Genomic DNA, 24,698 nt, shown 5'->3' with positions numbered 1-24,698 from the left:
TTACCTCCTTCCTTCAGTTATAGACTTCTATCGATTCCTGCAGCCTTGGATCATGGATTGGATATAAACACACTGTGCTAGCATTTCGCAGATAACCAGACAAAAACACCAATCCCATACCCACCACGATCGATATTTCCATCCAGCCAACAACCAGATTTTTCTCAAACTCCATAGGCATCACAATCCAATACAACTCCACAGCCTGCATAAACAACACCCAACTAGCAACCATTGCCAAAAACCGTTCGTTTTTCTTTGTAGCTTGAGGAAGAAGAAATAGAAAAGGCAAAGCAAATCGACCAACTACTAGTAACAAAGAAACGTAAAACCATCCATCGTAGTTTCTTTTTATGAAAAAATACGTTTCTTCAGGAATATTCCCATACCAAATTAACATGTACTGACTGAATGCGAGATAGGCCCACAGAGCTGTAAAAGCAAAGAGCAATTTACCAAGCAGATGATAATGCTCAGCATTCATTTGGAGGAGATAACCAAACTTTCGAAGACCAAGAAGAATAAGAATCCAAAGACTTAAACTGGCGCCCGCTGCGCCTGTAAAAAGATAAAAGGCCCAAACGGTGGAACTCCACCTAAACTCAAGAGACATTGCCCAATCGATAGCAAAAAAAGTGAACAGAAAGCCAAAGAGGACAGCAACGGGATAAGCGGTGCGTTTTAATTTGAGTGAATGCAATGGGTTGCCATCTCCGTCTTGAATACAGGACTGCTTGCGAAAAAACCAGCTCACGATACTAAAAAAACAAAAATAAAGAACCGCTCGGAGGCTAAAAAATGGGACATTAAGATAGGAAGCTTTTTCCAAATATTCTTTGAGTTTTTGGACTTCTGGTCTTGTCCACTCGTAAAGATAATGGGTGGAAAAAATATCGAACAAGATCGGTAGAGCGAATAAAACAACTAATGGGAATAGCGCAGCTACATTTTCCACCTGTCTTCGTAAAAGGGTATCCCAGCCTGCATTCGTGACATAATGAAGGATAACCCAAAACAGTGACCCGGTACATAGACCAAAATAAAACAAAAAAGAAAAAAGCCAGGCATGGAAAAATTCAGATTTGTTGACCAAGAGACCCAACAACGAAATCAACAGCACTATGCTACCAGCTATTCCTAAGACTCGAATAACACCTTTGAGTTTTTCCTTAGGAAGCATAGTCCGTTGATGAATAAAGTAGCTGGCATCATTCATGCTGGATCTCCTTCAGAATTTGTTTTTTTTCCTCAGGCAATAAATCAAAAGGAACGTTTTGGCTTTTTTGCAAGGCCCTAATGTAGGCAACAATAGCCCATCTTTCTTCCACAGACAGATTGGCTCCATAGCCCAGCATCATTCCCTGGCCATGAGAAATAATATAAAAAATCTGGCCATCGGGTAACTCTCTTGTATGATCCTGATGATAGTTTGGAACCCCAAAAAGATTAAACCGCGTTGCTATTCCATTACCATAGCCAGCCAATCCATGGCAAGCCGAGCAATAAATTTCGAAGTTCTCTTTTCCTTTTTTAAGCGTATCGATCGACAAGGCAATGGGGAATCCTTCTCCCCACTGTTCTCCAATAATTCCTGTAGAAAGATAGGGGTTTTCCACCGGCTCCTCCCAACATACCGTTCCACTGACTGGCATTCGGGCTGCCATACCATCTGGGAAAAAGATGCTATAGGCCTGTTCTTTGACTTTCAACTGCCTGACCATGTCAGGAAAAATTTCCAATGGAGGCTTTGGACTTTTCCATCCTCGTAGCCCCGCTGTGGCTATCACCGTAATCACTAAAAGAAAACAAATATAAAAGAAATACCGCATTGGTTTATCTCCAAATGCTTACAACGGCTTGGGCTCCTAATTCTTTTAAAATAAGTTTTGTTTTATCTTCTGAAAAATGTGGATCAGAATTTTCCACTACCAAAAAAAAGCGATCATCCATCGCTTTTTGCGATAATCGTTCCCAATTCCAGACCGATTTATAAGGAGAAGGCATACGGTTAAAAAAGAACACACCGATAACCGTGCTGAAAGAAGCAAAAAGAATCGTCATTTCAATCAGAACGGGAACAAAAGCTTGAAATCCTAGATATGGCTTACCTTGGACCACCAAAGGATAAAAAAGGCCTTGGAGATGACTACTTAACACCTCCTTAAAGAATGAGGGTCTAGGAGCAGAGATAGCAGTTACCATTACTAGGGCAATAGTCAAGCCAATCAAGCCTCCCACCAAACTAAAGAGAGAAACTTTCGATTTGCCAAGTCTCCTTACATGCGCTATTCCATGGATTGGGAATGGAGAATAAACTTCCCATTGGGTATAACCCAATTTAGAAAGCTCCATGGCCGCAGCCATTAGTTTATGGATGGAATCAAATTCTGCTCCTAATCCATAAATATCCTTGCTTCTCTCATGCTCCATAAGAGGTTCCTTTCTTCAAATCATATTCTTTGCGCTCCATTTCATAGACTAAAGTTTTTACTTCAGCGATCGATATCACAGGAAAAAACCGCGTAAAAAGAAGGAATAGCATAAAGAAAAATCCCACAGTTCCTACGAACAATCCAATATCCACCCAAGTTGGATAATACATCCTCCAGGATCCAGGCAGAAAGTCCCTCGAGAGGGCAGTAACAACGATGACAAAGCGTTCCGACCACATCCCCACATTAATAAGAATCGAAATGCAAAAGACCGCCCACGGACTAGACCTTATTTTTTCCACCAAAAGAGTTGAGGCAAGAAAACATTAAAACCGAACATTAAAAAATAGGCGACAGCATAGGGACCAAAAATACGATTCAAAAACAAATACTTTTCGTAAACATTAGCACTATACCAGGCTACAAATAGCTCAATGATATAGGAATAGCCTACCATGGAACCCGTGGCCAGCATGATTCTAGCCATATTATCGATATGTTTTGGAGTGATCACATCTTTGAGCTGCGGGTATAAGGCTCGTAAAGGAATCAATAAAGTGGCGATCATTGCAAAACCACTAAAAATCGCACCCGTAATAAAATCAGGAGGAAAAATCGTTTCATGCCATCCTGGTAAAATCGTTGTCGCAAAATCAGTAGAGACGACGGAAGCTACCGAAACGACTAAAATCGTGGCAATGCCACCTAAACAAAGATAACCAAGTTCATAGTTGTGCCATTCAGCAGCCGAACCGCTCCATCCCCAACAAAGAATATGATAAAGCCGTTTTTTCCAACCTTTCTCGGCTCTATCTCTTAAAACAGCAATATCCGGGATCAATCCGAAATACCAGAACAAACAGGAAACCGTAAAATAGGTGCCCACAGCAAATTCATCCCAGAGTAATGCCGCTCTAAAATTTTGCCATACCGCATATGACTCTGGAACAGGAACCAAATACCAAAACATCCACTGCCTACCAATATGAAACAGAGGGAAGACCGCTGCACAGAGAACAGAAAAAATCGTCATGGCTTCAGCCGCTCTGTTCACAGAGTTTCTCCACTTTTGTCTAGTAAGAAGAAGGATGGCTGAAATCAGAGTGCCCGCATGACCAATTTCAATCCAAAAAACAAAATTCAGAATCGCTAGCCCCCAGAATACAGGACTATTCAGTCCCCATACTCCAAGTCCTGTACTGATAAAATAAACAATTGTTAGTGGAAGCAACAGCGAAAGAAGAAAAGAAAGTATAAAAGCAATCCACCATTCTAATTTCGCTGGCTTTTCGACAATAGAACAGATCGCTTCGGTTAACCAGCCGTAGTTCCTCTTGTTCAGTACAAGAGGAGGCCTCTCTAATTGCTCGAGCAACAACGCTTTTTTTTCTTCAGAAAGGTTCTTCTCTGGCCCAAATTTGCTTATCATAGATCTCTAGTTCTCTTTTTTACCTTCGAATTGGGTTTGAGGAGCAATCGAAGGATTTGGATTGTTGATCCTTGCCAAATAAGTGATCCTAGGTCTAGTATTCAGCTCTTGCAAAATACGATACGCTCGCTCATTCTTTTTCCATTTAGAGACCGTGCTCTGTTGATCCATCAGATTCCCAAATATGATAGCTCCAGCTGGGCAAGCCTGCTGACAAGCCGTTTTCACAGAATCGGTAGGGATCGTTTTAGGCTCTGTGCCTTTGGACTTTGCCAGCGCCGTTATTTTTGCCTCTTCAATCCGTTGGACACAAAAAGTGCACTTCTCCATGACTCCCCGCATCCTTACGGTGACATTAGGATTTCTCTGTAGCTGAATGGTCAAAGGAGAACCCAGATCACCAAAAGGACCCAAATACAAATTTTCTATTTCAAAGGGCCCAATCTTCTTTTTCTTCAACACATCTCTTTTATTGTAATCAAAAAAATTAAATCGCCTGACCTTATAAGGGCAGTTAGCTGCACAGGCTCGTGTGCCAATACAACGGTTATAAACCATCACATTCAACCCATCTTTACTATGGACTGTTGCATAGACTGGGCAGACCGCCTCGCAGGGAGCATTTTCACATTGCTGGCAAAGCATAGGTTCGAAAAACATCTGCAGATTTTCATCGCTCCCCTGATAATAATTATCTATCCTAATCCACTGCATAATCCGACCGCGCATCACTTGCCCTTTACCTACAATCGGAATATTGTTTTCGCTCTGACAGGCCACAACGCAAGCATTACATCCCACACAGCTTCCCAAATCAATGACCATGCCCCATTGATAGGGCCCTCCCCAAACCCCTCCCTTATAGGCGGGGCCTTTTTCTTTCTGACCAGAATAAGGATTTTCATAAATGGAGACTTCTGGGATCTCTTCAGTCCCCTGCTCTGAAATAAAATCGGGATGCTTTCGGAAATACTCAAGGGAAGCTATCTTGACTAGCGGTCTTCCATGCATCAATTGATGTTCTTGAGATTTAGCCAAATCATAAAAACGATTTGTTTTTTGGATTGAACAGTCATCAACCCACCAAAAGTGTTCCGTTTTGGTAAGTGGATAAGCATTAAAACCCACCCCTGCGGCCACTCTTAATTCTTTTTTACGACCATATCCAAGGGCTAAAGATAAGGAATTGTCAGCATGACCAGGAACGACTAAGGTAGCCACCTCAATCCATTTTCCCCCAGAGACAATGCGTACGATTTCTGCCTTTCTCGAATCCGCTTTTCGAGCAAAAATGCCATACCGCTTAGCCGTATTAGGACTCATTAACAGAGCGTTGTCCCAGCAGAGCTTGGTCACGGTATCAGGCAATTCTTGCAGCCAGCCATTATTAGCCAAACTGCCTTCATCGACTTTAGGACAAGGATAGAAAACAAGTTCCAATTGCTCTTTGTTGATTCTCTGAACCTTAAGATGTTCGACACTCTTGCTCCATTCTTCCCACTTTGGAACAGCATTGACAAATGGAGGCGAAGACTCTTTGTAAAATCCATCGTGCAATAGTTTTCTCCAAACAAGATCCTTATCAGAGTCTGCGGCAGGGAAAAGTTTGAAAAAAGTATCTCGGACTAAACGCAATCCAAGAGGCAGAGGAATAAAGGGAGGGGCTCCTGCCACTGGCGGCTGAGCCAACATAGAGGGAGGAGTTGGTTCAGACTCTTCCAAAGCCTCCCACGTCCCGTTCATAAAAGCAAAAAGTTCCAACAACCCAATAGATCCAAAAAGTGGTTCGATCAGAGGCTGTTGACTAACATAGAGTCCGCTGGAGGTTTTCGAATCTCCCCAGCATTCTAGGTAATGACTTAGAGGAATATGCCAATTCGCATAGGCAGCTGTCTCATCGTTTAATAGCCCAAAATGAATAACAGAAGGAAGGCTGCGCTGTAATTCAGGCCAATGGCTATCTCCCGGAGCATTATACACTGGGTTAGCCCCAATGATAAGAAGATCTTTGATTTCTTCTTTTTTAATCATTTCACAGAGTTCTAGAAAGCTAGCGCCTTCGGATTCTAGCTGGGGGATCAACCGCACTGCCTTTCTTACTCCAAAGGCTTCGTTGATGGCAAGAACCAATAGCTGCTGCGATACTGGAGCCATCCGGCTAATCACTACCAGTGGCGCGTTTGCAGTGGCCAAATCATTAGCCAATACTTTTATCCAACTGATCAGCTCCGCACTCCAGTCTGCTGGAATGCTAAAGGAAGCAATGGCAGGCTTTAAATTTTCAAAGCCTTTTTCTTGGGCCAAGAAGTAACATAAGGTCAACAAAAATAGCTCATAATCAGAGACTTTTAGAGCCTGCCGATGATCGGCCATCGCCCCAGTCACCGTCATCCGATTTTCGACTACATAAAGTCGATTCATCGAACTGGAGCTTTCTTTTAGTTTTCTTGACTTCACAAAACCACGGATGGCTTCTACCCCCTCTTCAGCTGAACAGAAATCGCATCCTACAGAAAGAATGACATCGGCCTTGTCCCATTGGAAAACAGGGCTTAAGGAAACTCCATAAAATCGCTTGATAGCCTCTTTTCTGTTCTCATTACCCACTGGATCATAAAAGGCAAAAGTCGCATGAGGACATTTTTCCAAAAACTCCGTTTTTAGCCGATCAAACGTAGGAGAAATCACAGGAAAAGAAAGTATCGCTACCCCTGCCCCTTTCCTATCAATCCATTGTTGCACTTGAGATTTAAAAAATTCGATAAAGTCTTTTTTGGATACCACCTCTCCATTTCGGGTAATACGCCCGTCCCTATCCGGATCGTAGAGATCTAGGATAGAAGCTTGCGTTTGCGTAGAGACTCCGTAATCAGAAAAATAAGGGTTAGGATGGATATGGGTAGGCCTTCCCTCGTGAGATTCTACAAGGATGGGCTCGGCACCGTTTCGAGTCGGTCTTGAAGTAGCATAAAACAAAGCTTTTCCTGGTATAATCCATTCAGGGCTATTAGTATAGGGCACTAGAAATGCCTCTGGACGTCGGCATCCAGTCGCTGCTATTGATCCAGTCGCCATAGCCGCCGCCGACACAGTCTTCAAAAAAGTCCTGCGGTTCATCTTCCCTTCTTCTTTCATCGCATCCATAATTATAAAACCTCTCGCCCTCTTTTCCTCTTAAGAGCTGTTTTTATTGAAGACCTTAATGCTATAATACATGTAATTACCTATGACAGGCATCACAATTTTCTGGTGGATGTATTCCCATTTCTTTTACTAGTTTTTTGCCAAGGAGCAGTTGGGTTTCCCCTTCATTCTCTGGCTTCCAATCCAAATCAAATACTTTATCCGGTGGCCTCACAAAGTATTCAGGGTTTCTATGGCAATCCAAACACCAGCTCATGCTTAAAGGTTGGTCGTGATAGACCTTCTGCATGTGATTTACTTTCCCATGACAGCTCACACAACTTATTCCTCGGTTGACATGGGCGGAGTGATCAAAATAAACATAATCAGGCAATTGGTGTATCCTTACCCACTTTATAGGCTTTCCTGTTTCCCAACTTTCTCGGAGTGGAGCCAATTTAGGACTGTCCATTTTAATTTGCCTATGACAGTTCATACAAGTTTGTGTAGTCGGAATATTAGAAAAGCCACTTTTTTCTACATAACTGTGACAAAAACGGCAATCCAAACCAAGTTGATTGGCATGGAGAGAATGATCGAATGGTATCGGCTGTGTTGGCATGTAGCCGACCCTCGAGTATTTAGGCGTAAAATAATAGCTTATACCCATCACAAATAAAAAACCCAGGACTACAATCCCTAAAAGGATTTTAGGAGGCAAATCGTTGGACTGCCGGTTAAATATATTACCCATTGATAATAAGAATTGATCAGATTAGATAAACTTCTATTTCTTTATTGCCAATCATCTTTAAATAAAAAAGGAAAAATGAAAATTGGTTCTACATTTTTTCTATATCTTATCTAACAATTGAGGCAATTTAGAAGAATTAGCAGGGGAGAGGATCGAACTCTCGACCTAGGGCTTATGAAACCCCCGCTCTACCACTGAGCTACCCTGCCATTAAAGTAATTAATTATATTTTTTTCTATAAGCATTATTACCAATTCTTTTAGGCATGATGTATAAAAATAGTTCATTTTTCAATAACTATTTGATTGATTCCCTGCTATCAAAAACATGCACAATCGTACGCACAGTTTTCTTCCTACCCCGACGCGTCTTACTGACCGTATCTGTATCTGAAAGGCGTGACTTTCCCGACTATGGCAGAGCCCCTCTCTGCCGCGGCGCCACCGTTACCGGATGGACTCGACACGGGTAGGGCAGTTATGGTTGCCAGCCGTTTAAGTTCGAGTGCTGTGTTCAGGTTGCGGTCGTGGACTGCACCGCACATTTCGGGCAGTTCCATTCCCAATCTTTCAGCGTCAACGCTTCGTTCTTCCAGCCACAGGCCGAACACAGTCTGCTGCTCGGATACCCCGATCAGCGATGACAAGCCGAGTACCGTAGCTCCTGGCCTTGTACTTTATCTGCGAGCGAAACATGCCAAAGCCCACCTACTGATGGCGCGGGCGCGTTTGTCGTGCGCCAGCATTCCTTTGACGTGGAGGTCCTCGATCCACACCGCTTGGTTTTCTCAGCAGAGCAGAATGGTGAGCTTATGCACGCAATCCGCTCGGACATTGGCAATGCGGGCATGTAGCTTTGCCAACGTCGCAGAGGATAAACTGCGGCGCATGCGCCTGATTGCCATCCTTGAGGCTGGCAAAGCAGCAGCGCCACGCCTTGGCTAAATTCGTAAACGGCCAAGCGTGCGCATCCCGGTGGACGCCGCTCAGCCACGGCCTGCCCATTCTCCTCAAGCCACTTTAGGTCGGTGTATTAGATGGCATTGAACTGCTTTTTTAAGCACCATTGCATTCGACTTGCGTCCTGCTGCATCCTGTCTGTTCCACTCCTCCAGTGCCCAATTCCAGACGCGCCGAGCCGTGCCGCAGACGCGCTTAAAGGAATCGGCCTGCTTGCTCTGGTGTCGGACAAAGGGCGATTTCCGTTGCACTCTTTTTGTTGCACAATGTTCTGGGAGAAAAAACTTTCCCAATTAATTATAAACTGCCATATTAATTTTCTCCGGGCTGTAGCGCAGACTGGTAGCGCGCTTGGTTCGGGACCAAGAGGTCCAGGGTTCAAATCCCTGCAGCCCGAAAAACTAACAGGATAGCCTCAATGCCTATATTGCAATGGGAGTTTTTCCCAGCCTTGACTGTTTTGCCGCTGAAGCATGGCTTTTCTCTTCGATACCCAAGAGACCCAAACCAATCGGCAAAAGAAGAGTATCTTTTAAGACCTTCTCTGAAGGCTCTTGGCCTTGACGAATCCATTCCTATAGTCACAGCTGGACAGCCACATGGAGATGGTATTGCTGTCGTAAAAAGCAGGGACCAACTGTTCTTTCCGCAAGCCGATGGATTACTAACTGACCAATCCAACCTTCTTCTATGCATCCGTGTGGCGGATTGTGCGGCTCTGTATATCTACGATCCTCATTCTACAGCAATAGGGCTTGTGCATGCCGGCAAAAAAGGCACGCACTTAGAAATCGTAAGAAAAGCCCTCCGACAAATGACAAACATTTTCGGTTCGAAGCCAAGCGATCTAATTGTCCAGATAAGTCCGTGCATTCGGTTTCCTCATTATGAAATTGATTTTCTCTCCGATATAATCCATCAACTTCAATCAGAAGGAGTGGAGCAGATTTTCGATGCAGGCAGCTGCACAGCCTGTAATCTCGATCGATATTTTTCTTATAGAGCCGAAAAAGGGAATACAGGGAGAATGTGGGCAGTCCTCCTCAAACAGCCACTATAGATAATATTGTCAGGATTAATCTCAGGACCGTGTCCGCATGCAAAAGCTAGAAGTCATCAATCCAGCAGGCCTGCCTGCTTCATTTCTGACTCAATTTTTTTGGCTTCTTCACGTCTTTCTTTTTCTTTTTTAGCCTTCCATGCTTCATAGGATTTTCCATCTGCTGGATCTTTTCCGCTGAACGTCACGGCACAGATCTGCTCGATAGGAATACGACGAGCCGACTCCTCTCCAGGAACAAGCATTTCGACAAAAAATGGAGCTTCGGTCAATTGCCTATTAAAAAGATAGCCTTCGATCGTCTGCCCCTGAACAAGTTCAAGAGTCACATCCCCCCGATAATCAAAGGCTGCTTCAAGAATTTCGATCTTTTGACTATCGTTTGAAAACACGAATTTTTCTCCGCTTAACACCTTTTTTTCTTTCCCCATACTCTGCTCTACTACTTTACAAAGATAGTGTAGCTTTAACTGTCTTAGCAAAGCCTCTCCAAGATCCAAAGGTATCGTTCACTGCTGTTGCCTCATAGCCAGAATGCACCATACAGTTAGCGCACTTTGGATTGCCACTCCGAAAACCATATTTTTCCCAAGGAGTGGACTCTATAAGCTCCTTAAAGGTTTTGGCATATCCATCTTGGAGAAGATAGCAAGGCTTCTGCCAACCAAAAACATTATAAGTAGGATTTCCCCAAGGTGTGCAATCATACTCAATATTTCCTTGAAGAAATTCCAGAAAAAGAGGCGAAAGATTGAATTTCCAACTTTTTTTTCTGTCTTTTAAAATTTGTTTAAAAAGCTCTCTAGTTTTATTCCTTTGTAGAAAATGTTCTTGATCGGGTGCTTTTTGATAGCTGTACCCTGGCGAAACCATTATTCCTTCTATTCCCAACCGCATGGCTTCATCGAAAAAAGCTCTCACTCTTTCTGGATTGGCCCCATCAAAAAGGGTGGAATTGATTGTAACTCGAAAGCCCCTTTTCACCGCTTCCTTTATTCCTTCGACTGCTGTTTCATAGACTCCCTCCCGACAAACCGATTCGTCATGCTCTTCTTTGAGCCCATCCAGATGTATGCTAAAAGTCAAATACTTGCTTGGTTTGAATAGATCCAGCCTTTTCTTCAACAGAAGGGCATTGGAACAAAGATAAACATATCTTTTCATTCTAATTAACCCTTCGACGATCCGATCGATTTCCTTATGGACGAGTGGCTCTCCTCCAGCAATACTGACAATGGGAGCGCCACATTCTTCAGCCGCCGCCCAGCACTGCTCCGGCGTCAGCCTTCGATTAAGAATATGATCCGGATATTGAATTTTCCCGCAACCTGCACAAGCCAGATTACATCGGAAAAGCGGCTCTAGCATTAACACAAGGGGATATCTTTTGACCCCTTTGAGTTTTTTCCCAATAACGTAACTGGCGACAGTCCAAACTTGAGATAAAGGCACCATAGTGAACAGGGAGCATAAAAAAGAACAAAAAGAAAGTCAATGCCATAGTGTTTTTTTCTATAGAAATATTCAGAAAAAACCTTAAAAGGTTTTGAGAAACCTTTTCCTTAGAAAAATCAGCTCCTGGCCGCTTATCCACTCTAGAAAAAAGTAGACTATCCTTCCTGTGCCTAAAAAGGAAAGTGCGTTATTTCTGGATTAAGAACCTTTATTGACTTCTTTGTCAGTGATCCTAGAGACAGTGCCTTCTGGAGAAGCAATCTTTGGAATATTCTGAGAAGGCTCTTCTGTTTCCACTTTCGCTGCCTGTCTTACTTCTTTTTCAAATTCTTCTTTTGCTTTATGGAATTCTCCTAAAGCTTTTCCTAACCCACGCGCCAGCTCAGGCAATTTCTTGGCCCCAAAAAGAAGAAAGACCACGACAAATATCCAGAACCACTCCGACCCTGATGGCAAACCAAATGCAAATATCATAGAAAAAACCATATCAAAAAAAAATTTTTTATCAATCGAACAAAATTATCGAATGACTTAAGAGGGGGCATCCATCCATTTTCCCTCTTTTTTTATCAAATCAATCAATGCCTCTACCGCCTCAGCTTCTGGAATATTAAATCGCACCGCTTTTTTGCCCACATACAAATTAACCTTTCCCGGGGCTCCCCCTACATAGCCAAAATCTGCATCTGCCATTTCTCCAGGTCCATTCACTATACAACCCATAACTGCTATCTTAAGACCCTTAAGATGGCCTGTTGCTTTTTTGATTCGGGCCGTTGTCGATTGAAGATCAAACAAAGTTCTTCCACAAGAAGGACAAGCCACATACTCAGTCTTTACAATCCGGTTGCCAGACCCCTGTAAAATAGAATAGGCCAAGACGAGGGCATAGGAAGGATCTGGATCCCGTCGTATTAGAATGGCATCTCCGATACCATCACAAAGCAAAGAGCCAATATGAAGACTGGAAGCTAGGAGGTTTTTTTCCTTATCGGAGGTATTCTGATCTCTCTCCGGGAAAAATGTATCTTTCAAAAGGATAGGATGCCGATCCCCTAAGATCGACGCCAAAGCTCTAAAAGCGAAAATTGGTGGGTAAGGCGAGCCATCTTTGATAGTCACTAATTTTGTTGGGGCCTCTTTTAAAGCTAAAATCGATTGGATATCATCCAGATCAAGCTCAATCACAGCAGAAGGATCATAGGGAAATTCTGCAAGGAATTCTTTACCAGGCGGATTGTTTCTAAGATAATCATAATGGGATAAAGGGACGGCTACTCGCACTGGTGCTTCTCCCCCTACAGCGATGCCATAATCAAGCTGTATCGTAGGCCGCCTGTTATATTCGAAGGAAGGTTTAAAAGAAAATCCATTGACTTTTGGAGCAGGAGCGGCTGCCAACTCCTCAACCACGGCAATCAGTTTTTTGGCCACAGGAATTTCGTGCACACTACTTTCTGTTAAAGATACCCGTATAGTATCTCCTATGCCATCGGCTAGCAGAGAGCCTATACCAATGGCGCTTTTGATCCGACCATCTTCTCCATCCCCAGCTTCAGTAACTCCAACATGGATAGGATAATTCCAATCTTCGCCAAGCTTTTCAAGACGCTCAACAAGCTGGCGATAAGCGGCAATCATAATTCGAGGATTCGAAGCTTTCATCGAAAAGACAATGTCATGAAAGCCGTATTTTCTACAAATCGTTGCATATTCCAAAGCACTTTCGACCATACCATGAGGGCTGTCCCATACCGGTTCATTATCCTATCGGAAAGAGAGCCATGATTTGTCCCAATACGCAGCGCAATCTTTCTTTTGGAGCAAAACTCAAGAAGTGGCAGAAAGGTTTGTTCTATCCTTCGAAGTTCTTCATTATACTCTTGGTCGGTATACGATCGAATGATAAATTTTTTTCGGTCGGAGAAATTCCCTGGATTAATTCTAATTTTTTCCACCCATTTTGCAGCTTCCATGGCTGCTTCCGGTTTAAAATGGATATCAGCGACAATAGGCACGTTACATCCCAATTGATCTAAGCCCTTACGAATAAACTCAAGATTAGCTGCATCCTTTACCGTAGGAGCCGTAATCCGGACAATTTGGCATCCGCAGTCTACAAGCTCCATAGCTTCTTTCAAACAGCTATCCGTATCCATTGTATCAGAGGTGAGCATTGATTGAACGACTATGGGGTGATGCCCACCTAGCCCCACCGAACCCACCCGAACTTCTCGAACAGGTCTTCGTGTATATTCAAAAAAATTCCGTTTATAAGAGAACATGGTTGCTCCTCCATTTTCGTTAGGGAGAATGAGGCTGGGGAGCCGGTTCTCCCTCCTTAGCATGGAATTTTAATTCTGGAATATTTCCTTTAGATTTCCAAGGAATTTCTTGAACATCGAAAAAGGTAACATAAAGCATATAGCCAATGAGGAGAGTAGCAAAGACGGTTTGCAAAGCTTCTAGCAACTTAAGGCTCAGAGGCCGACCCCGGATCCATTCGACCAATCCCAAAAGAATATGCCCTCCATCTAGCACTGGAATAGGGAATAAATTGATCAGAGCAGCATTAACATTGAAAAGAACACTGAACCAAAGGGCAAGCCTCCATCCATGAGGGCTTTCAAAGAGCATGTAATAAAATCTCATAATTCCTATTGGTCCACTCAAATGCTGAGGTTTGATGTCAGACTTGGGAGATAAAAGGGCTTGCAAAACATTGAACATCGCAGAAACACTCGCTTTGAGTTGCTCTAAAGGAGTCGGATGCGATAGAGTCATCTGGCCATTTAAATCCCACAGGATACCGATCCTTGGAACATTTTCTCCTTCGGGAGGCATGGGTTTGATTCGAACTGAAAAAGTCTTATCTCCCCGTTTAATCAACAATGTCATTTCTTTTTGGGGATGAGAACTTACATAGTCATTGAGAAGAAAGGGCGAGTAAAGCTTTTGACCATCTACTTCCAGAATCTGATCGTTTGGTTGAATAGAAGCGGCATCGGCAGGACTCCCAGGAAATACCTTAGCAACCGTTGGAGTTTGAGCCGGCATGATAAAGATTTGTCGCAACCCTTTCCTCTGGAAGGCTGATTTTTCTTCCTTAACAGGAACAACATTAAACCGCAACCTCTTCCCGTTTCTATCAACCTCTACGGCAATCGTCGATCCTTCGCTTCGAATGATATTCCAGGTGACTGAGTCGTTATCCATACCCTGGAATCTAGAAACAGGATGACCGTCGATTGATATGATTTTATCCCCTGGTCTCAATCCTGCTCGATACGCGGGAGAATCTTTCATGACATAGCCAATAACCGTTGTCATTTCGCTTTCACTGACCGGACGACCCACGACATAGACGACCAGAGCAAAGACGATTGCTAAAAGAAAACTAAAAAGAGGCCCAGCCAGAGCTACGATAATTTTATCCTTTGGAGAGACAGGAGGCAGAGAGATTTTCTCTTGGCCATTTTCTTCCTCTTTATTGTCGTTAGGAATCATCTGAGGCAAGGCTACAAATCCCCCAGCAGGAATCCATCCCAAACTATAGGTTACCCCTCCAATCTCTTTTTTCCAAATGGGATGACCAAACCAAACCCCAAATCTTTCCACCACAAGCCCTCTCCATTTTGCTGCCAAAAAATGGCCAAGCTCATGGACAACAATCATAATGTTAAAAAGCAGGATTACTTCGAACAGGATGACAAGAAAATGAAGGAGAGGTTTGAAGCCCATAGAAATACTTAAAAAGAAATTTATTCCACAACCGCTTAATGTCTAACTTCTTTTTTTATCCATTCTCTTGCCGCCATTCTTGAAAGCTCATCAGCCTGGATAATTTCATCTAGCCCTGGATTCTGTATTTGCCGGTGGGTATCAAGAACATGGCTAACGCACTCCCATATTTGAGAGAAAGAAATTTTGCCTTCCAAAAAGGCTTCCACCGCCACTTCATTAGCAGCATTCAATGCACACGGATAAGTACCAGCAGCTTCTCCAGCAAATCTTGCAAGTCTAAGAGCCGGAAAACATTTGTGATCGGGAGATTCGAATGTCAAGGTTCCGACTTCATATAAGTTTAATTGTCTTACGGGGCTAGGCAGCCTTTCTGGGAACGTAAAAGAAAACTGGATAGGAAGGCACATATCGGAATGGCTAAGCTGGGCTATTTGAGAGCCGTCACAGAACTCAACCAAAGAATGGACAATGCTTTGTGGATGAATAACGACATCGATCTGAGAATAAGGAAGAGAGAAAAGATGATGGGCTTCGATCATCTCAAGCCCTTTATTGAAAAGTGAAGCCGAATCAATAGTGATTTTTTTGCCCATTTTCCATGTGGGATGATTCAAGGCTTCTGCCACAGTCACTTTTTTAAGTTGTTCGAGAGTATAGCCTCGAAACGGTCCTCCAGAAGCGGTGAGAATAATCCTTTTGAGGGCCCGGCAATCTTCCCCTCGAATGCACTGGAAAATCGCACTATGCTCACTGTCCACGGGAATGATCTGGACATCTTTCTCCCTTATTCTTCGCATCACGACTGATCCAGCCATTACAAGAATTTCCTTGCTGGCAAGAGCCAGGAGAGCTTTCTTATCTATCGCCCTTAAGGTTGGCTCTAGTCCCCCTGTCCCCACAATAGCAACAAGCACAATATCGGCCTCTACCTCCTCTATAAGGTCGTTGAGACTGTTTGGACCCCATAATCCCTTTGATGTTGCCAACTCATCGAACCATTCTGGTTTGGAAGAAGCTTTCCACAAAGCAAAGGCTTTGGGTTTAAACTCATGACACTGCTTTCGGAGTAATTCTGATTGGGACCCTGCCGCAAGGCCAACTATTTCAATACGTTCAGAAAGCTTTCTGGCTACTTCCAGAGCACTTCGTCCAATCGAGCCAGTTGAACCTAGAATGACGACTTTTTTCCTCATGAAAGGAAGGAAAGAGCAATTCCCATAATATTTTTTTAACTAGCAGATTTCCCTTCCTTAGCTACCTCTAAAAACCTGTTGAAATCTTCACTAGATCGAACAGCCAGTTCTGCCAGCATTTTTCTATTCATTATAATTCCAGCTTTCTTTAAAGCCTCCATAAACCGACTATAAGTTAATCCATTGTTTCTGCAGGCAGCATTAATGCGTTGAATCCACAGCGCACGAAACTCTCTTTTTCTGCTTTTCCTATCCCTATAAGCCCAATACCTGGCTTTATAGAGAGCATCCTTGGCATATCTAAAAAGTTTACTCCTTCTCCCACGAAACCCACGCGCACTTCGTAACAGCCTTTTGCGTCGTTTACGGGATGCTACTGAATTTGTTGCTCTTGCCATATGCTTTCCTCCCTTCGTCTCTTAGCACAATCCTTTTAGCGATGCGAAAAAGGGAGACTTTCTTCAATCCTTTTTTGATCCGAACTGTCTACTAGTCTCACTGAGCCAATTCTTCTCATTCTTTTCCTATTTTTCGAGGATGCTAGATGCCGCCTCCCTGCACCATAATAAAGAATTTTACCGTTTGCCGATACCTTAAATCTTTTTGCGACTGATTTTTTTGTTTTTCTTCTAGCTATAGGTTTGGGCATTTTTATTTACCTCCACACTTTGTCTTCTTCAGGATTTTTCGGTTTTATCCTTTTCTTCTTGTGGTTTTTGCTTATTCGCTTCCACCTCAGAGAGGTTATACTTTAGCAGTCTTTTGTTCGCTGGTAAAGGAATAAAAGTAAGGGAAATATTTCTTCCCGTCAATTTCGGTTCCTGATCCGTCTGGCCGATGTGTGCTAAGTCTTGAATCAATCTTTTCATCAAATTCAATGCTAGATCCTGATGGGTAATTTCTCTGCCTCTTAAAAAAAGATTAAACTTTACTTTCATTCCCTTCGCCATGAAAGATTCAGCCTGCTTTAATTTTATAAGAAAATCATGCTCATTGATATTCACATGGAGCTGAATTTCTTTGAGCTTTGTCGCTCCCTTTTTTGAATCTTTCTCTTTTTTGGAAAGCGAATATTTATATTTCCCATAATCGAGAATCTTACAGACAGGAGGATTGGCATGAGGAGAAACCTCGACAAGGTCCAATCCTTGCTGTTGAGCCCTTTGCTGCGCTTCATGAATGGGAAGGACACCTAAAGATTTGCCCGTCGAATCAATTACGAGTACTTCCCTTGCCCGAATAGCATTGTTTATTCTAACGAATGGTTTTTTGTTGTTATGTTGAAAACGAGATGAAGGATGCACAGTTATATGTAGTCTTCTTAGATTCTTCGCTCTTTATACTCAGTTAAGAGGAGAGAAAGAAATGCCTCTAGTTCCATCTCTCCAAGATTCCCTTTCCTTGCGGTTCTTACCGAAACTCTCTTCATTTGTTCTTCTTTTTTCCCAACGATTAGCATATAAGGCACTTTTTCAAGTTGTGCAATACGAATTTTTGCTCCAAGTGTTTCATTTTTTCTATCTAAAGTAACTCGAAATTTATGCTGCTGCAAAAGCTCCGTTACCCTTTGGCCATAGGGGACAAAAGCATCGGAAAGAGGAATAACCCGCACCTGTTCGGGAGCCAGCCAAAGCGGAAAATGCCCTTCGAAATGTTCGATCAAAATGGCAAGAAATCTTTCCATCGATCCAAAGGGAGCCCTGTGAATAATTACAGGCCGCTTTTTATCGCCATCTTCGCCGACATAAGAAAGAGAAAAACGCAAGGGCAAGTTGTAATCTAATTGCACCGTTCCTAGTTGCCATAATCTTCCAATAGCATCTTTGACAAGAAAATCGACTTTCGGCCCATAGAACGCCGCTTCTCCTGGTTCCTCCACAAAGTTGATACCCGAGTCTTCAGCGGCTTTGCGCAGATCCCTTTCAGCTTTCTGCCAACTTTCCGCACTTCCCACATATTTTTCTTTATCTTCTCCTCTTAATCCCAATCTTGCCTTGGCATCAGTCAGCCCCAGTTTTTCCACCACGACTTTTACAAGCTCCAAACAGCTTAAAAGTTCTGCTTCCACCTGACTTTCCATACAAAAAATATGTGCATCATCCTGAGTAAAACCCCGAACCCGAGTCAGCCCTGAAAGCTCTCCAGACTTTTCAAATCTATAGACAGTGCCAAATTCAGCGAGCCGTATGGGCAAATCTCTATAGGATCGTGGCTTAGAAGCAAAAATGCGGATATGCATGGGGCAATTCATTGGTTTTAAAAGATAGCCATCGACCTCACCTTTTTCTAGCCGATTCGCCAATTCTGCACAACTCATCTGTTTTTGTTCAAATTCCTTAAGTTCAGCAGGCTCTAGTATCGGAGGAAACTGAGAGTCCCGGTAATAAGGATAGTGGCCAGAAATCCTAAAGAGATCTAATGAACCAATGTGAGGGGTATGAACCAGCTGATACCCTCGCCTTTGCAACTCTTCGGTAAGAAAGGCTTGAAGTTCAGCCCTGATGATGGCTCCTTTAGGCAGCCACAGAGGAAGCCCTGGCCCCACCTCCTCATCTATCAGGAAAAGTTCCAGTTCTTTGCCAAGCTTACGATGATCCCTTTGTTTAGCTGCTTCGAGTTGCTTAAGATAAGCTTCTAATTCTTTTTCTGAATAAAAGGCCGTTCCATAGATACGTTGGAGTTGAGGGTTTTTTTCATCCCCTTTGTAATAAGCACTAGAAACATGGGTTAGTTTGAATCCCTTTATCAACCCTGTATCTTCAACATGCGGACCTGCGCATAGATCGATAAAATGATCATTTTGATAGAGAGTAATTGGCTCATCTTCCGGAATCGATTCAAGGATATCCAGTTTATAACGGCTTGGGGTTGCTCTTTCAGATAAGGCTCCCAACCTACCTTTTAAAGCTAATTCTCTAGCCTCTTCTCTTGAAACTTCAATTCTTTTGAAGGGCTGTCTTTCGGCAATAATACGCCGCATCTTTTCTTCTATAAGTGGAAAATCCTCTGGGCTGATCCGGTGGTCTAATTCCACATCATAATAAAATCCTCCTTCCACAGGAGGGCCCGCTGCCAATTGCGCCTCTGGCCAAATTTCTAAAATGGCCGTTGCTAATACGTGGGCAGCAGAATGACGCAACTTTTCCAATGGATTCATCTTTTATACTTTCTTACTTCTTTTTTGATACACTCCAATGCACCAATAATCCTGGTTTCAGGACTATCATTTGCCAACAGCATTCGTTAGCATCATTAATTAACATACTTAATGTTTGCTGACGATCGATTCTTTCTGTGTCTCTACTAACCACTTTTTTCTCATATAGAAAAGAATAAAAGAAAGCAGTAGCGTCAGCAAAGAGAGAAGTTGCCCCTGTGTGAGAAAACCAAAATAGTAGCCAATGTGCGCATCGGGTTCTCTGAAACATTCGCCAATGATCCGTAGCAAACTATAAAAGAAAAGAAAACCGATCGAAACCGAGCCCGTTGTTTTTATTTGAAAGCGGATATAAGTTAACAGTCCAAAGAGCACAATCCCTTCCAGGAAGGCTTCATAGAGCTGTGAAGGATGTCGAGGAACCGCCTGTCCATCGACTAAAGGTGCCTCTGGAAATATCACTGCCCATGGTACGTCAGTCGGCCTTCCCCATAGTTCTCCATTTATAAAATTAGCCAGTCTTCCTAAAAAGATACCTATCGGCGCACACCATGTGGCGGCATCGGCTATTTGGAAAAAAGGAATTTTCCATTTATAGGAAGCTATGCTAAAGACGATCAGCACCCCTACAATGCCACCATGACTTGACATCCCCCCTTTCCATATTTCAAAAATCGACCAGGGCTCACGGATGCTGTGAGCAAAATCGTAAAGCAGGCAGTACCCAAGCCGGCCACCGATTAATACGCCTCCAAGGGCAATCCAAAAGACCAAATCATCCACTTGACGGCTAGAAAGCTCTAGCCACCCCCTTTTCCTCTGCCATCTTAACCCTATCCACAGAAATAAAAAACCAAGGGCATAAGCTAGTCCATAATATCGGATGCCGATCCCCCCAGAGAATTGAACAAGAAAAGGGCTTAAATGATGAATATAATAAGCAATCATTCGTTTTTATATAAAAAGCGAACTAAAAGAGGAATAACATTTTATTGAAAACACTTTGACTTCCATTGTATTTATTACTAAGATCACTGCAAATTAGCAATCTATAAAGCGTTTGCAAATATATATATGCTTAAATTTAGCGAAGGGTAGGGAATCTAAACGGTGGAAAATGATTGAAATGTTAACAAGGAGGTTATTGAAATGAAAAATATCACTAAAATATTGTTTGTTGTCATGTCTTTGAGTCTTGCCTTTGGACCTATTTGCGGAATTGCAAAGCCCAAAGCCGAACAAGTTCAGGACGAATCGAAACCTGAGAAGAAAACAAAGAAACATAAAAAAGAAAAGAAAGAAGAGAAAAAAGAAGAGAAAAAGTGATATAACTCTTTTTAAACCCACCCCGTTGTGGAGTTGCAGCTTAGCTCATCCCCCACTGTATAGATTTTACCCTTCGCCATTTAAGCATCAGATCCTATAGGCTCTATCACAACCTGCTGCAATCGTGCCTTGCTTTCTTTTGAAGCACGCAAAAAGGGTATTATCCATTTTCAGTTTTTTTCAATAACCAGTATTCTATACTATCGAAGAGAGCCAGCCAGGAAGCCTCAACAATATCATGAGAAACGCCTACGGTTGACCAAATCTCTTTGCCATCAGTGGATTCTACCCAAACGCGAATCGAAGAAGCCGTTCCTTCTGTTGAATCAATAATCCGTACTTTATAGTCTTCCAGACGCAGCTGACCAATTTCAGGATAAAATTTTACCAATGCCTCACGCAAGGCTCTATCGAGGGCATGCACAGGCCCATCTCCTTCAGCAACGGTGTAGACCCTTTCTCCATGGATTGATATTTTTATGGTCGCCTCGCAGACTTTGTAATTCTTTGAAGGCAGTTGTCGGATCGACACATGATATTCCATTAAATGGAAAAAGGATGGATAAGGAGCAAGGATTTTCCGCAGAAGCAAGGCAAAAGAGGCTTCAGCTGATTCAAATTCATATCCTTTGGCTTCCAACTCCTTAATTTTATTAAGCACCCGTTGGATATTAGGATTATTCTCTTCTAAAGCAATTCCAAGCTCCTTTGCCTTGAGGACAATATTGGATTTACCAGAAAGTTCCCCAACCAGAATCCTCCGATGATTTCCAACAAGAGCCGGATCAATATGTTCATAGCTCCTTAGTAGTTTCTGCAAGGCATTGACATGTGTACCACCTTTATGGGCAAAAGCAGATCTCCCAACAAAAGGAGCCTTTGGATTGGGTCGCACATTAGCAATTTCATCTACAAATAAAGACAGTTCTCTGAGTTCTTTGAGTTTTCCATCTGGAAGAACTTTTTGGCCCATTTTCAGTTCAAGATTCGCTATCACAGAAATCAGATTACAGTTACCAGTTCTTTCTCCATAACCATTGATTGTCCCTTGGACTTGACGCGCTCCAGCTTTTATTGCCCAAAGGGCGTTCGCAACAGCCAGTTCTCCGTCGTTATGCGTATGGATCCCAATAGGTACCTTACAACTTGAACAGACCTCAGAGGTAATTTGTCCAATTTCCCATGGCAAGCTTCCCCCATTGGTATCACAAAGCACAATGAAATCCGCCCCTGCCTCCTCGGCTTCTTTAATGCATTGCAGGGCATAATCCTTATTCGATTTGTAACCGTCAAAAAAATGTTCGGCATCAAAGATAACCTCTCGCCCGTGGGATTTTAAAAATTGGACAGAGTCTCGGATCATAGCAAGATTTTCTTCCTCAGAAGTTTTCAAAACTTCAAAAACATGCAGAAGCCAACTTTTCCCAACGATCGTCACCACAGGGCTTTGTGCTTCCAACAAAAGCCTAATCTGTTGGTCTTCTTCTACAGAAAGCTTGGCCTTTCTGGTACTACCAAAAGCAGCAATCTTTGCTTGTTTTAAGTTCAAACTTTTTACCTGACTAAAAAAAGAAAAATCCTTAGGATTACTGCCTGGCCATCCTCCTTCTATGTAGGCTATGCCAAACTCATCCAACCTTTTGGCAATTCGAAGCTTATCAGAAAGAGAAAAGTGAATATCTTCTCCTTGTGCTCCATCTCTTAAGGTCGTGTCATAAAGCACCAATTGATTTGTTGCAGCCGTATGCATAGTAGAAAAATAATCTTCTCATAAATTGGAGAGAAAGCAAATAGGATTTGATCTGGACAATATGTCAAAAAAAAAGATAAATTATCAGAATGCAAATTATGATTTCATCACCAACCTTAAAGTTGACCGATGCACTCCACAATCATATCGAATCGAAATTTGAAAAATTGACCCGAATCAACGATCGGATTCTGTCTGCCCAATTGAATATCCATCATGAACCTTCTAAGGCCGACATTAGCCACCAAGCTTTTTGTATAAAAGCTAGATTATACATTCCTGGTAAGGATATTGTCGCAGAAGATCGGGGGCATGATCTGTATCAAGCGGTCGATCTTATAGTCGATAGGCTAGCTAGGCAGCTTCGTAAAAGGAAAACTGATTTAACGGACAAATCCAGGAGCACAACCAGAGAGTTTAAAGAAAAAGAAAAATAATTCTTTTGAGCAAATGAGCTAAGCTACCAAGGCACAGAAAGCAGTGAGTAGCAGTGGGCTACTCACTGTACTACTCATTGCAAAGACCCAAGCCTCAAAACCAAGCAAAGAAGGAGTCGTTCGGAAAGGATTGGCAATTCATGGCCTCAACCGCAACCATTCCTCTCTAGCTGCTTCAACTAAAGGTTTCAATGTTTGAGCGCTAAAATCAAAAGGCAGTCCAGCGGCTTGGAAAAGTTCCTTCAGAGGTCTTGAGCCTCCTAGAGACAACGCATAAAGGTAGCGATCAAGAGTGGTTTTTAAATCCTTTTTGGCTGCCATCCAAAACGCCAAAGCCCCTATTTGGGCAATTCCATACTCGATATAATAGAAAGGCACCTCGAAAATATGTAGTTGCCTCTGCCACAAATAACGACGGACTTCCTCATATCCTCTCCAATCCACCGTGCCACCGAACCTATCCATCAGCTGCTCCCAGATTCTTCCTCGCCTTTCCCTACTCTTGTCTAAACTTACATAAAGCTCCTGTTGGAACCCATCCACGGTGGCCATCCATGGGAAAAAAAGAATAATGCCTTCAAAAAGTTTTCGATTCGCTCTTTTTAGCTCTGAACTGGAATAGAATTCATCCAGATAAGATGCAGCAAAGAGTTCCATGGACATGGAAGCTACTTCACAAAACTCTAAGGGAGCTGACCGGTAATCATAGAGAAACTGATCCCTGCAGGCTAGGGAATGAAACGCATGTCCAGATTCATGGAGAAGGGTTTCTAAATCCCTATGAGTACCCACCGCATTCATAAAAATAAAGGGGAGCCGCGCCAAAGGCAGCGTGCTTTGGTAGCCACCTGGGGCTTTCCCTTTTCTGTTTTCTAAATCAATCAGGTGTTTTTCTCCCAAGGTTTTGTAAAAATTCCAGAGCCGCCTATCCATCCTCTTGAAAATATTTCCTACCTTTTCAAACAGTTCCTTCCCATTATGAAACGGCCTTAAAGGAGGAGCTCCTTCTGGATCGACCGACAAATCCCAAGGTCTTAATTGGTCCAAATTTAGGGCTTTTTTTCTCCACTCTTCGATCTCTTTTTGCAGAGGTAATACCACCTCTTCTATCGCTCTACCTAATTTTAAACAGTCTTCTGGGGTATAATCAAAGCGTTGATACTTTTGAAAAATATAATCTCTGAAGTTCTCAAAGCCCGCCGATGCAGCAATCTGTGAACGGATAGATAATAACTTATCAAAAATATCATCAAAAAGCTCTTTTTTCTCTAACCTCTTCTGAGCTATGGTTTCCCATACCCTTTTTCTTTTTTCCCTATCCTGTTCTTCAAGATACCGGCTTAATTGAACTAGCGTATATTCTTTCCCTTCATACAAAGCCGTCAGGCTTGCAGAAATCTTCTGATATTGCTGGCAGAGCTTTTCCTCTTCGATTTCTCTGGCTACGTTCTCTTCCCTATAGATGGAAAGCTGGCTTAACACCGATCTTTTAAAAACGGCGTAAGACTCGTCCAGTTCTTTAAAAAAGGGGTTTTCAACTAATTTCTTCAAAATCGCAATCTGGCGAGGTTTTCTTAATGGCTCGACTACCGTGATGATATAGAGATATTTTTTTTCTCTTTCTTCGTCATCCGTCTGACAAGTCATAGAGATATACCGAATGGCCCTTTGCTCATCGAGTGCTTCCCTCAGTTCATCATAATAACCAATCCACCGCTTCAGTTCTTCCAAGCTCTTTACGTTTTTAAGTTCGTTCTCAAGCCTATCGAATAGTCGGTGGAGAGTGTTCGCTTCGAGTATGTCTTGGCCCGGTTCAAGAAAACCTAAGGGTTTGTAGGGAGAAAGATTCAATGCCGTTGTACCGTTCATAGTATGCTTC

At 42.7% G+C, this 24,698-nt stretch carries 23 protein-coding genes, 2 tRNA genes and 1 pseudogene; 4 read left to right on the top strand and 22 right to left on the bottom strand.

Annotated elements, in window-relative coordinates:
- Window positions 1–13: 13 nt before the first annotated feature.
- The 9 genes from kam1_RS01665 to kam1_RS11190 form a co-directional block, all read right to left on the bottom strand.
- The gene (locus kam1_RS01665) at window positions 14–1,216 is read right to left on the bottom strand and encodes a hypothetical protein (protein ID WP_039721930.1); all 1,203 of its coding nucleotides are present in this window, start codon (window positions 1,214–1,216) and stop codon (window positions 14–16) included.
- On the bottom strand, window positions 1,209–1,829 hold the full coding sequence (locus kam1_RS01660) for a c-type cytochrome (protein ID WP_039721931.1): 621 nt from the start codon (window positions 1,827–1,829) through the stop codon (window positions 1,209–1,211). Before kam1_RS01660 ends, kam1_RS01665 begins: the two co-directional genes overlap by 8 nt.
- A 4-nt stretch (window positions 1,830–1,833) precedes the next feature.
- Window positions 1,834–2,430 (bottom strand): DUF3341 domain-containing protein, encoded by a 597-nt coding sequence (locus kam1_RS10200; protein ID WP_039721932.1) that lies wholly within the window; start codon window positions 2,428–2,430, stop codon window positions 1,834–1,836.
- The gene (locus kam1_RS10370; protein WP_244946113.1) at window positions 2,420–2,734 is read right to left on the bottom strand and encodes a hypothetical protein; all 315 of its coding nucleotides are present in this window, start codon (window positions 2,732–2,734) and stop codon (window positions 2,420–2,422) included. Before kam1_RS10370 ends, kam1_RS10200 begins: the two co-directional genes overlap by 11 nt.
- Entirely contained in the window at window positions 2,722–3,861 is a 1,140-nt protein-coding gene (locus kam1_RS01655; protein WP_244946112.1) for a polysulfide reductase NrfD family protein, read from the bottom strand. The genes kam1_RS10370 and kam1_RS01655 overlap by 13 nt, the downstream gene beginning before the upstream one ends.
- Before the next feature lie 6 nt (window positions 3,862–3,867).
- On the bottom strand, window positions 3,868–7,005 hold the full coding sequence (locus kam1_RS01650) for a 4Fe-4S dicluster domain-containing protein (protein WP_039721934.1): 3,138 nt from the start codon (window positions 7,003–7,005) through the stop codon (window positions 3,868–3,870).
- Between the two features lie 76 nt (window positions 7,006–7,081).
- Window positions 7,082–7,738: a cytochrome c3 family protein gene (locus kam1_RS01645; RefSeq protein ID WP_039721935.1), complete on the bottom strand. Its 657-nt coding sequence runs from the start codon at window positions 7,736–7,738 to the stop codon at window positions 7,082–7,084.
- 137 nt (window positions 7,739–7,875) lie between these two features.
- Window positions 7,876–7,947, bottom strand: a tRNA-Met gene (locus kam1_RS01640).
- A gap of 800 nt (window positions 7,948–8,747) precedes the next feature.
- Window positions 8,748–8,948: a helix-turn-helix domain-containing protein gene (locus tag kam1_RS11190; protein ID WP_200885787.1), complete on the bottom strand. Its 201-nt coding sequence runs from the start codon at window positions 8,946–8,948 to the stop codon at window positions 8,748–8,750.
- Window positions 8,949–9,020: 72 nt separating this feature from the next.
- On the opposite strand from kam1_RS11190, the gene kam1_RS01630 reads away from it, so the two are divergent.
- A tRNA-Pro gene (locus kam1_RS01630) sits at window positions 9,021–9,094 on the top strand.
- 21 nt (window positions 9,095–9,115) lie between these two features.
- On the top strand, window positions 9,116–9,757 hold the full coding sequence (locus tag kam1_RS01625; RefSeq protein ID WP_039721936.1) for a polyphenol oxidase family protein: 642 nt from the start codon (window positions 9,116–9,118) through the stop codon (window positions 9,755–9,757).
- 56 nt (window positions 9,758–9,813) lie between these two features.
- On the opposite strand, the gene kam1_RS01620 is transcribed toward kam1_RS01625, so the two are convergent.
- The 11 genes and pseudogenes from kam1_RS01620 to lgt all read right to left on the bottom strand — a co-directional run bounded on the left by kam1_RS01620 (window position 9,814) and on the right by lgt (window position 20,254).
- The gene (locus kam1_RS01620; protein WP_039721937.1) at window positions 9,814–10,188 is read right to left on the bottom strand and encodes a hypothetical protein; all 375 of its coding nucleotides are present in this window, start codon (window positions 10,186–10,188) and stop codon (window positions 9,814–9,816) included.
- A 16-nt stretch (window positions 10,189–10,204) separates the two neighbouring features.
- A complete protein-coding gene (gene hpnH, locus kam1_RS01615; protein WP_039721938.1) occupies window positions 10,205–11,212 on the bottom strand; it encodes an adenosyl-hopene transferase HpnH in 1,008 nt (335 codons plus the stop codon).
- 198 nt (window positions 11,213–11,410) lie between these two features.
- On the bottom strand, window positions 11,411–11,686 hold the full coding sequence (locus tag kam1_RS10965) for a Sec-independent protein translocase subunit TatA/TatB (protein WP_079254285.1): 276 nt from the start codon (window positions 11,684–11,686) through the stop codon (window positions 11,411–11,413).
- A gap of 57 nt (window positions 11,687–11,743) precedes the next feature.
- Window positions 11,744–13,497: pseudogene (ispG, locus tag kam1_RS01605) on the bottom strand ((E)-4-hydroxy-3-methylbut-2-enyl-diphosphate synthase).
- Between the two features lie 19 nt (window positions 13,498–13,516).
- Window positions 13,517–14,953: an RIP metalloprotease RseP gene (rseP, locus tag kam1_RS01600; RefSeq protein ID WP_039721941.1), complete on the bottom strand. Its 1,437-nt coding sequence runs from the start codon at window positions 14,951–14,953 to the stop codon at window positions 13,517–13,519.
- A 35-nt stretch (window positions 14,954–14,988) separates the two neighbouring features.
- Window positions 14,989–16,149: a 1-deoxy-D-xylulose-5-phosphate reductoisomerase gene (locus kam1_RS01595; RefSeq protein ID WP_039721942.1), complete on the bottom strand. Its 1,161-nt coding sequence runs from the start codon at window positions 16,147–16,149 to the stop codon at window positions 14,989–14,991.
- A 35-nt stretch (window positions 16,150–16,184) separates the two neighbouring features.
- The gene (gene rplT, locus kam1_RS01590; RefSeq protein ID WP_039721943.1) at window positions 16,185–16,547 is read right to left on the bottom strand and encodes a 50S ribosomal protein L20; all 363 of its coding nucleotides are present in this window, start codon (window positions 16,545–16,547) and stop codon (window positions 16,185–16,187) included.
- Between the two features lie 35 nt (window positions 16,548–16,582).
- Window positions 16,583–16,798: a 50S ribosomal protein L35 gene (gene rpmI / locus kam1_RS01585; RefSeq protein WP_039721944.1), complete on the bottom strand. Its 216-nt coding sequence runs from the start codon at window positions 16,796–16,798 to the stop codon at window positions 16,583–16,585.
- A 28-nt stretch (window positions 16,799–16,826) separates the two neighbouring features.
- A complete protein-coding gene (gene infC / locus kam1_RS01580; RefSeq protein ID WP_039721945.1) occupies window positions 16,827–17,453 on the bottom strand; it encodes a translation initiation factor IF-3 in 627 nt (208 codons plus the stop codon).
- A gap of 17 nt (window positions 17,454–17,470) precedes the next feature.
- Window positions 17,471–19,306 (bottom strand): threonine--tRNA ligase, encoded by a 1,836-nt coding sequence (gene thrS / locus kam1_RS01575; RefSeq protein WP_039721946.1) that lies wholly within the window; start codon window positions 19,304–19,306, stop codon window positions 17,471–17,473.
- 108 nt (window positions 19,307–19,414) lie between these two features.
- Window positions 19,415–20,254, bottom strand: coding sequence for a prolipoprotein diacylglyceryl transferase (gene lgt, locus kam1_RS01570; RefSeq protein WP_039721947.1), 840 nt, complete (start codon window positions 20,252–20,254; stop codon window positions 19,415–19,417).
- A 201-nt stretch (window positions 20,255–20,455) separates the two neighbouring features.
- On the opposite strand from lgt, the gene kam1_RS10110 reads away from it, so the two are divergent.
- The gene (locus tag kam1_RS10110) at window positions 20,456–20,632 is read left to right on the top strand and encodes a hypothetical protein (RefSeq protein ID WP_009060413.1); all 177 of its coding nucleotides are present in this window, start codon (window positions 20,456–20,458) and stop codon (window positions 20,630–20,632) included.
- Between the two features lie 160 nt (window positions 20,633–20,792).
- On the opposite strand, the gene cimA is transcribed toward kam1_RS10110, so the two are convergent.
- Window positions 20,793–22,382 carry a citramalate synthase gene (cimA, locus tag kam1_RS01565; protein ID WP_039721948.1) on the bottom strand — a complete coding sequence of 530 codons (1,590 nt, stop codon included), beginning with the start codon at window positions 22,380–22,382 and terminating at the stop codon, window positions 20,793–20,795.
- Between the two features lie 98 nt (window positions 22,383–22,480).
- On the opposite strand from cimA, the gene hpf reads away from it, so the two are divergent.
- A complete protein-coding gene (gene hpf / locus kam1_RS01560) occupies window positions 22,481–22,819 on the top strand; it encodes a ribosome hibernation-promoting factor, HPF/YfiA family (RefSeq protein WP_079254286.1) in 339 nt (112 codons plus the stop codon).
- 138 nt (window positions 22,820–22,957) lie between these two features.
- On the opposite strand, the gene kam1_RS01555 is transcribed toward hpf, so the two are convergent.
- Window positions 22,958–24,688 (bottom strand): M3 family oligoendopeptidase, encoded by a 1,731-nt coding sequence (locus kam1_RS01555; RefSeq protein WP_143958201.1) that lies wholly within the window; start codon window positions 24,686–24,688, stop codon window positions 22,958–22,960.
- Between the last annotated feature and the right edge of the window lie 10 nt (window positions 24,689–24,698).

Origin of the sequence: Methylacidiphilum kamchatkense Kam1, assembly GCF_007475525.1 — a bacterium.
GTDB classification, from domain to species: Bacteria; Verrucomicrobiota; Verrucomicrobiia; order Methylacidiphilales; family Methylacidiphilaceae; genus Methylacidiphilum; species Methylacidiphilum kamchatkense.
The sequence above is the reverse complement of the archived record's forward strand: the minus strand, read 5'-3'. Positions and strand labels throughout refer to the sequence as shown.

Coding starts and splice junctions, on each gene's coding strand:
- hpf (WP_079254286.1), top strand. CDS start 22,481: ATGATTTCATCACCAACCTTAAAGTTGACCGATGCACTCCACAATCAT.
- kam1_RS01595 (WP_039721942.1), bottom strand. CDS start 16,149: ATGAGGAAAAAAGTCGTCATTCTAGGTTCAACTGGCTCGATTGGACGA.
- kam1_RS01655 (WP_244946112.1), bottom strand. CDS start 3,861: ATGATAAGCAAATTTGGGCCAGAGAAGAACCTTTCTGAAGAAAAAAAA.
- kam1_RS01625 (WP_039721936.1), top strand. CDS start 9,116: ATGCCTATATTGCAATGGGAGTTTTTCCCAGCCTTGACTGTTTTGCCG.
- kam1_RS10200 (WP_039721932.1), bottom strand. CDS start 2,430: ATGGAGCATGAGAGAAGCAAGGATATTTATGGATTAGGAGCAGAATTT.
- rplT (WP_039721943.1), bottom strand. CDS start 16,547: ATGGCAAGAGCAACAAATTCAGTAGCATCCCGTAAACGACGCAAAAGG.
- rseP (WP_039721941.1), bottom strand. CDS start 14,953: ATGGGCTTCAAACCTCTCCTTCATTTTCTTGTCATCCTGTTCGAAGTA.
- kam1_RS10965 (WP_079254285.1), bottom strand. CDS start 11,686: ATGATATTTGCATTTGGTTTGCCATCAGGGTCGGAGTGGTTCTGGATA.
- thrS (WP_039721946.1), bottom strand. CDS start 19,306: ATGAATCCATTGGAAAAGTTGCGTCATTCTGCTGCCCACGTATTAGCA.
- kam1_RS10110 (WP_009060413.1), top strand. CDS start 20,456: ATGAAAAATATCACTAAAATATTGTTTGTTGTCATGTCTTTGAGTCTT.
- lgt (WP_039721947.1), bottom strand. CDS start 20,254: ATGATTGCTTATTATATTCATCATTTAAGCCCTTTTCTTGTTCAATTC.
- kam1_RS01665 (WP_039721930.1), bottom strand. CDS start 1,216: ATGAATGATGCCAGCTACTTTATTCATCAACGGACTATGCTTCCTAAG.
- cimA (WP_039721948.1), bottom strand. CDS start 22,382: ATGCATACGGCTGCAACAAATCAATTGGTGCTTTATGACACGACCTTA.
- hpnH (WP_039721938.1), bottom strand. CDS start 11,212: ATGGTGCCTTTATCTCAAGTTTGGACTGTCGCCAGTTACGTTATTGGG.
- kam1_RS01620 (WP_039721937.1), bottom strand. CDS start 10,188: ATGGGGAAAGAAAAAAAGGTGTTAAGCGGAGAAAAATTCGTGTTTTCA.
- kam1_RS01645 (WP_039721935.1), bottom strand. CDS start 7,738: ATGGGTAATATATTTAACCGGCAGTCCAACGATTTGCCTCCTAAAATC.
- kam1_RS01660 (WP_039721931.1), bottom strand. CDS start 1,829: ATGCGGTATTTCTTTTATATTTGTTTTCTTTTAGTGATTACGGTGATA.
- kam1_RS01650 (WP_039721934.1), bottom strand. CDS start 7,005: ATGGATGCGATGAAAGAAGAAGGGAAGATGAACCGCAGGACTTTTTTG.
- rpmI (WP_039721944.1), bottom strand. CDS start 16,798: ATGCCCAAACCTATAGCTAGAAGAAAAACAAAAAAATCAGTCGCAAAA.
- kam1_RS01555 (WP_143958201.1), bottom strand. CDS start 24,688: ATGAACGGTACAACGGCATTGAATCTTTCTCCCTACAAACCCTTAGGT.